Origin of the sequence: uncultured Bacteroides sp. (assembly GCF_947632445.1) — a bacterium.
Lineage (GTDB): Bacteria > Bacteroidota > Bacteroidia > Bacteroidales > Bacteroidaceae > Bacteroides.
The window spans coordinates 1-7,180 of sequence record NZ_CANRPM010000096.1; the positions used below are offsets into that span (position 1 = coordinate 1).

The following is a 7,180-nucleotide window of genomic DNA, read 5'->3' on the forward strand; positions in this document are numbered from 1 at the left end:
AAACACGAAAAAGGAGCTATCAAAGAGATATTTGATTACTCCTCTTTACGTAGTTTGATTAATTTAACAATTACAGTTTAAATCCCCTGCTTTTTCTTGGTTCTTCCACCGTTTGTTGCAAACCTTGCCTTAGTTTCTCCCATTGCTCCTTGAACCATTCGCTGATTGGTTGTCGGTTTATTGTCAGCACCAACTTGTTCCCATCAACCGGACTTTGCTCAATTTTGAAAGTGGCATTTTTTGTTTCAAATCTCCGTCGATACTCTTCGGAATAGATTTTTCCGCTGCACCTGATTGTTTCCCTTTTGTATAAAAGAGAATCAACCATCCCCTTGGTAAAGCCAATGACATAGCATAGTTTTTCCATTCTCAGCATTTCTTTGAGCAATGGGAACCAGCATAATGCTTTTTCGAGAATGGTGTTCAACCGTGATATTTCCTTGTCTTTGGCTTCAAGTTCTTGATTATGTATTCCTTGAAGATTACGAATTTGTCTGCTATGCTGTTCCTGTATTTGTTGTATCTGAATTTTTAATTCATCAGTAGCTTTGTCCCGTTTGGTAATTTCCTGATGTAGCTGCTCGATGTGATGTTCCAGTTCTTTCAGCTTACCGCTTCCGAAAAGAGAACCTACACCGCTTGCTATGGCGGTAGCAGCATTGGTGGCTGTTTTCTTTAGTTTGTCCGTGCGTATCTCAGCTTTTACCTGTTTGAGTTCCTGTTCGGCAAGGCTTACCTGTTGCTCCTTGTGTCGTTTGGTTTCCTCTATACGTTGCAGTTCGGCTTTCTGTTTTTTTATGATGAAATCGTTCCGTTCCAGATGCTCTTTACCAGTGACAGCTTTTGCCTGCCCACGTTCCATCAGGAGAATATCGGAAGCAAGGGTCTGCATGGTTGCCATATCCTCATCATTGAGCTTTCGGCTTTTTCCAGTTTCATGGTTCATCCAGTCGAATACGACATGAGCATGATAATTTGGTTTGAACCATCTGTTACCGACTTGGAAGCTCTCCTTGTCTTCTGCTTCCGGCTGACCGTTCAGCCAATGCCCTTCGTCTTTATGCAGGAAAATCTGTAGCGGAGTGATGCCCCAGCGTCTTTGGCACTCTTCACCGAATTTGCGTACATCAGCCAGTGTGGTGTCCGGTCTGATAAGCAATACTCCTTCACGGATGGGTGAGCATCCCGCCACCTTGATAATCTTTCCATTCTTTCCCTTGCGTTCCCTTTCCTTTTCCTGCATGGCACGTCCGGTCTTTTCCTTGACCATTTGCTTGATATTGTCATAATGAGTTCGCAGTTCGGGAGTGCCGAAGTCGGGATTTATCCACTGTTCGTTATCGGTGGAAAGTTCGGGAACGACATAGATTCTGGACTCCCCGATATTACGCATATACTCGGCAGTCCTTCGGTTGTGTGCCTCGCTCGATGCGATGTTGCAAGGCTTGATATGTATGCTTGATTTTGTTGCCATAGCTTCTTTCCTTTGTTTACAATTGATTTACTTTGCTCGCTTTCGCAGAGGGGTTCTTAGGGGTAACCCATAAGCGGAGATTGCAAAGAGAGGGTCACTCTTTGCTCGGGGTTCTCAGGGGTGAAACGCCCTGAGTGGGTCATTAGGGCAAAGCCCTAATCCCCTCGGGAGAGCCCACAACTACGAAAGCGGAGCGTGTAGTTATAGTGGGCTATAACCGAAAGCCGTTTTTCTTTTTCGGTGACTGGCTGCTTACTTCTTTGACGGATTGGAGCTGCCCTTTTTTCTCAGCCTGTTTCTGTAAGTATTCGTTCAAGTCCTTGCATCCGCTGTAAGTCTGTGAAGCGTCACGGATGTATCGGTCTCTGCCGTATTCCTTGCGGATTTGTTGGAGGGCTTCCATGCCTGCATGGTCGTTATCAAAAAAACAGTGGATGCGTTCGTAGCTGCCCAACGGATAGAGAGCTTTATTCACATTCGATACGGAATTTAATACGATATAGTCCTGTCCGTCCAATTCCGGATAATTTGGGCAGCTCTCCTGTCTCAATGTCAGAAAGGAGAGGTAGTCCATAAATCCCTCGAACACATAACAGGTATTCCTCGCTTTCCCAGACTGTCTGATGTGGGAGATTTCCTTTGGAGCGATGCAGCCCTTGAAATAGCGGTTGCGAACCTCAAACCCACTCGAAGCATTGGGAAAGGCGATGGCAAAGTACCGCTTGCCGTTGTGGGTGAAACGGGCTTCACTACATTCTCTTTTCGCCAGTTCTATGTTAATTCCTCTACCTTGTAAGTAGGCAAGCAGGGCAGGAGATGACAACGGAAGAATCTCCAACTGTTGGAAGCTCGGCTCGGAAGAGTTTTGCTTTCCAAAAGAGAAAGATACCGGGCGCACGTGCGGTGTCTGCTCCGCTATCCGTTTCAAAATGTAAGGTACATGGTCGGTAGCATACAGATGTGCAGCCAGTGCAATGATGTTTCCGCCCTTTCCCAAACCGAAGTCATACCATTGTTCACGTTCGGTATTCACTTTGAACGATGCTTCACTCTCTTCCCGAAATGGGGATTTGTACCAAAGGTTGATACCTTGTTGTTTTACTGGTGAATAACCCAAGCTGTGCAGGTAGTCGGCTATTCGTATGCTCTTAGCTTCTTCTATTGTCATTTTCTTACGGATTTGTTGGTGAATGAAAAAATGATGATTTGATGAATTTGAAATGTAACACGCTGTTAAACAGAACTGTATCGGTTCATCTTTTTCTCATCAGATTGCTTGCCAAAAGAGAAATGATGTTTTCTTTTTTCATCAGCAATCGTTGTTGATGAGTGTTTGATGAATACATATCTATCTGTAAGGCAATATGTTACTTCCCTTATTCATCATTTCATCAAAATAATTAGATAGCGGTCAGTTGTTCTTTCGTTACCGTATAAAACCGACCAGTTTTCCTTTTCGGCTCATAGTGGCACTCACGATGGGGTGCGAACTCATAAGCGGTGTAGGATAGCGAATTGTGTGCGGAAGTAAGTTTCCATACTTCCTGCACAACTTTCCTCACTTGATACTTTTCAACCTTAACCTGTGAATAGAGTAGCAAGGTTACAAGGTCGTTCAGGCAGAATGATACGCTTTCCACGTTCATGTTCGACATGATGTCAAGCAACAACTCGGTCATTTCTATTTCCAGTCGGTTGCGGTTGCTTCGGATTATTTTCTGCAAGGCTGCGGTATGTGTCAGTCTTGGGTTGAACCACATACGGCTTTCCTGTGTTGTGGATAGTTCCCTTTGGGTCAGGAAATAAAGAAATGCGGGTATTTCCGCTTTTAGCTTTTGCAGAAAGTTGGTATCATCACTCTGCAACGGCATTATCTTCCGCACCCAGTAGCGTGTTTCTCCTGCGTCTATGAGTATGGGCAGATATTCGTTGTTGGAACATAGCACGAACTTGGCAAAGAAAGCAATCTCCGTTCGGTCTTTGCCTTTGGCTTCCACCTTGTAGGTGAAAGTGGTGCTCAGGTTTTTCAACCGTTCGCTGTCTTCCCTGCGGTTGAGCAAAACTTCGTCCACAACGATTAGCAGCTTTCCTGCCCAGTCGGAATTGAACTGGCTGCGGAAATCCTCGTTGGTGTTGAAAGTCACATTATTCTCAAACACGGCTTTCAGAAAGTTCAAGAACGTGCTTTTGCCAGTGTTGCGTTCCTCTGAAACAAGTAGGACAATGGGTAGCTTCTGTGTCGGCTGTAGATACAGCAGTTGCATATAGTCCATGCCCAGCTCGTATTGTTCTCCGAAGATGTGCCGTATCAAGGATTGGATGTGGGAGAAGTCCCCCTGCTGCGGTTTATGCTCTATCGGCTCGTAAAGGTTCAGAAACCCCTCAATCTCCTTTTGGTAGTTCAGATGATTGGGAACGGTGCAAAAGCCGTCATACTTGGGGACGGTGGCAAGATAGTTCTTTCCATAGTCCTGCCGTAATGTGCTGTTGTTCCATACGACACGTTTCTTTTCATAACCGCCATTGGCGCATGGCTGATTGACCACCTTGTACAAAGTTGTTCCTACGCGCATATATTCTTCCTCCTTCATAGGCTTAGATTAAAGGGTTGTGTTCACCTAAAATTCTCTGAATGTCGGATTGGCGGTATTTGACCTTGTTGCCAACCTTTACAGGCTTCAGATAGTTTTTCTTAGACCAGTGCCAGAGTGTGGTATCACAAACACCGCACATCTTTTTCACTTCCTCTTTGGTGAGGTACTTCTCCTTTCTTGCCTCCGCAATGGCGGTAGAAAGTTCATGTTTCGCACGGCTGATTAACTGGTTGGAGAATAATAGCAAATCTTCTCCTGTTACTTCCAACTTGATGTTGCCGTTTCCGTTTTGAATAATTGCCAATATGTCTGTCATAGGCTTCTTGAAACTGCCGGTTGTAAGACTTCCCGTTTCGGCAGTATTATAAACGAAAAGCCACTACCCCGATTAGGATAGTGGCGCAAATATATAATGAAAATCAATCGTAAAACAATGATATTCAATTTGTTAAATTCGTAAAAACGAAAAGCGAATTAAACGAACTTCAATTGGATAGATAGGCTTTCAATTCCTCGATGGCTTCATGGTCTTCACCAATGTCTTTTACCAGTTTCTTGCTGTTTCCAAGTGGTGAAATGAGATTTCTGTATGCTTTCTGGATGCCTCTTTCGTGAACGATTTCTTGTTCATTGAACTGCTCGTGCAATGCGTTTCTGAAAGTCTTGATGGGACACTTCCGCATGAAGCGGTATTCCACCAGTGCGATAAACAGCCGTGCTATATCTGTTTCCGTAGCATGGGTTTTTAATCGTGTACCAATTCTTTCAATCAGTATGTCATGCCTTTCTATCAGAAGTTCGGGCAACGTGCGTGTATCGGCTTTGCGCCCTGCGGTCTTTGGCTGTTCTTCCTGCAACATATCTGTTTCTTCCTCGTCCATGTATTTATCTTCTTCTATTGCCCATTCCACAAGAGAGTTTTCCTCAATGGCTTTCTGTTGCTTCCTGAACACTTGCCAGTCCTCTTTGGTTCTCATGCCATTGGCGATGCTTTTTCTGATAATGAACTTGACCATACCGGAAACAAGCCATTTGTATAAGGTGGGAATATCCTTTCTTTTGGTCAGTTCCTCACCCTGTTCCACCATGCACTCATAGCTTCGTCCGTAATAGAGCCATGCGAGCATGGCAGGGACAATGCTTCTCTTGTTCGGGGTATGAAACTCATTCACTATCTTCTCGGCAAGGTCTGATTGTAAAAGAACATTTTCCAGTTCCTCGAAATCAGGGTTTCTATCATCACCTATTCTCTTGCGTGCTGCTTCTTTATATTTTGGAACAAGCCTTACAGCCGTATTGAAAATATTGAAGAATCCTTTGAACTTCTTGTCGCTCATTTCTTCTACGAAATCAGCATATTCATTCGGATGGCTGTCGAGCCATTCCTTTATCAGTCTTTTGAAATTGTCATATTCCTGTTGTCCCATACAAGTATCAGTCTAATAGTTTTACAAGGTCTTTCTTCATTTCTTCGTCAATATCTCTGTATCGTCTGAAAGCTTTGCTTCCCTCCTTGTGTCCCGACAGTGCGGAAACAAGGTTCGGGTCTTTCACTTTTTTATAGATATTGCCGATAAACGTACGTCTTGCCAGATGGCTGCTTGCCACTTCATAAATAGGTCGTTTGATTTCGTTGTGCGTCAACGGGTCTAAGATTGTTACGATGCGGTCAACTCCAGCCAACTTGAATATCTTTTTTATGGCATCATTGTACTTTTGCTCGGATATGAACGGCAACAGTTTTCCCTCATATTCTTTGTAGCGTTCAAGGATTTCCTTCGCTTTGTCGTTAAGTGGAACACGTACCGTAACCGGATTCCCCTCTTTGGTTTTCTTGGGAATATACTCTATGGCTTCATTGACCACATTTAGTTTGGTCATTCGGTAGAAGTCGCTCACCCGACATCCTATCAGTGTCTGAAATATGAATATATCTCTCTGTATTGCCAGTTGTGGGGTAGCTGAAAGGTCGGCATTGAAAATTCTATCTCTCTCTTCAAGTGTTATATAATAAGGTGTACCGTATGTACATTCTTCTATCGGGAATTTGTCGAAAGGTCTGTTTGTGGTACGCTTGTTATCGAAGCACCACAAGAAGAATGTACGTATTCTTGAAAAACAGTCTATCAGCGTGTTCTTGCTTCTGGGTTGTGGTGTCCTCTTTTCGGGAATGGCTTCATAAATGCTCGGGTAAAGTTCATAGTACTGGTATTCGTTCTGAAAGAAATCCCACATATCCCGAAGCGTGTCAGGTGTTACCAAATCCACGTCAAGGATAAAGCCCTTTTGTCCTCTCTTCGTTGCCCTTACATATAGTTCATAACGTGCTAACGCACGTTGTACTACTCGAAAGTTCTTGATGCGAACTTCTGATAATTTATGCTTGACAAGAAATTCAGCAAACAAATCCAGCAAGGTGGGTTTGGTTTCCGCTGCAATCTCTTCTTCTGTTTTATATCTGTTTGGATGATGATATTTGTCTATGAGTGTACTTAGCCATTCGCTGTCAGCTTCCGGTGTGTACTCTTGACTTATCAGGTTGATGATGTTCTGTACTTCGTTGTTCAGTGCCAGTTTCTTTTCTTCATGAACAAGGGCTACTCTGTCTTTATAACCTTGCTTCTCGCTACTCCAGTGATTTGGGTTAATTGTCAGCTCACTGGCAGCTTTAATGTCCTTTTTACCATCTCTTAATCGGAAATAGATTGTAGCTACACTATTGGTGTCGTTTTTACTTGCGGATTTTCGGATAAAGGCTGTTGCTTTCATAATCGGAATTTTTAGTAACGGTACAAATATATAAATTGTTCCCAAATTGTTCCCAATCATCCCGAATTTATTTTAATCCGATTAAATAGAATTAACTAAGTGTGTGTTTGTAATACATTGAATATTAGTGTATAATGCTTTATTTTTCTTTGATTTTCTATTTAATAGGATTGTTCCCAATTTATATATTTCAAATGCGGGTCTGGGTACAAGCAAAGGAACTAAGCATCTGATTTATAGAAGCTTGGTTCCTTTATTTTATGAATATGTCTAGTCCTGAAATAGCGTTACAACAAAAAGTAACATTATGGAAAAGACAGAAACAAAGTACGTTAAGCGCACA

The 7,180-nt window shown here is 43.0% G+C and carries 6 protein-coding genes; all 6 read right to left on the minus strand.

The window, feature by feature from the left end:
* Nucleotides 1–70 precede the first annotated feature (70 nt).
* A complete protein-coding gene (locus Q0Z70_RS12540; RefSeq protein WP_298075018.1) occupies nt 71–1,474 on the minus strand; it encodes a mobilization protein in 1,404 nt (467 codons plus the stop codon).
* A gap of 211 nt (nt 1,475–1,685) precedes the next feature.
* Nucleotides 1,686–2,642 (minus strand): toprim domain-containing protein, encoded by a 957-nt coding sequence (locus tag Q0Z70_RS12545; protein WP_298075020.1) that lies wholly within the window; start codon nt 2,640–2,642, stop codon nt 1,686–1,688.
* A gap of 232 nt (nt 2,643–2,874) precedes the next feature.
* Nucleotides 2,875–4,065, minus strand: coding sequence for a primase-helicase family protein (locus tag Q0Z70_RS12550; protein ID WP_118166063.1), 1,191 nt, complete (start codon nt 4,063–4,065; stop codon nt 2,875–2,877).
* Nucleotides 4,066–4,069: 4 nt separating this feature from the next.
* On the minus strand, nt 4,070–4,384 hold the full coding sequence (locus tag Q0Z70_RS12555) for a helix-turn-helix domain-containing protein (RefSeq protein WP_298075025.1): 315 nt from the start codon (nt 4,382–4,384) through the stop codon (nt 4,070–4,072).
* 169 nt (nt 4,385–4,553) lie between these two features.
* On the minus strand, nt 4,554–5,495 hold the full coding sequence (locus Q0Z70_RS12560; protein WP_298075027.1) for a DUF6043 family protein: 942 nt from the start codon (nt 5,493–5,495) through the stop codon (nt 4,554–4,556).
* A 7-nt stretch (nt 5,496–5,502) separates the two neighbouring features.
* The gene (locus tag Q0Z70_RS12565; protein WP_298075029.1) at nt 5,503–6,837 is read right to left on the minus strand and encodes a site-specific integrase; all 1,335 of its coding nucleotides are present in this window, start codon (nt 6,835–6,837) and stop codon (nt 5,503–5,505) included.
* Between the last annotated feature and the right edge of the window lie 343 nt (nt 6,838–7,180).

Excerpts from the sequence above, each read along its gene's own strand:
- Q0Z70_RS12540 (WP_298075018.1), bottom strand. The coding sequence starts at position 1,474 with ATGGCAACAAAATCAAGCATACATATCAAGCCTTGCAACATCGCATCG.
- Q0Z70_RS12560 (WP_298075027.1), bottom strand. The coding sequence starts at position 5,495 with ATGGGACAACAGGAATATGACAATTTCAAAAGACTGATAAAGGAATGG.
- Q0Z70_RS12545 (WP_298075020.1), bottom strand. The coding sequence starts at position 2,642 with ATGACAATAGAAGAAGCTAAGAGCATACGAATAGCCGACTACCTGCAC.
- Q0Z70_RS12565 (WP_298075029.1), bottom strand. The coding sequence starts at position 6,837 with ATGAAAGCAACAGCCTTTATCCGAAAATCCGCAAGTAAAAACGACACC.
- Q0Z70_RS12550 (WP_118166063.1), bottom strand. The coding sequence starts at position 4,065 with ATGAAGGAGGAAGAATATATGCGCGTAGGAACAACTTTGTACAAGGTG.
- Q0Z70_RS12555 (WP_298075025.1), bottom strand. The coding sequence starts at position 4,384 with ATGACAGACATATTGGCAATTATTCAAAACGGAAACGGCAACATCAAG.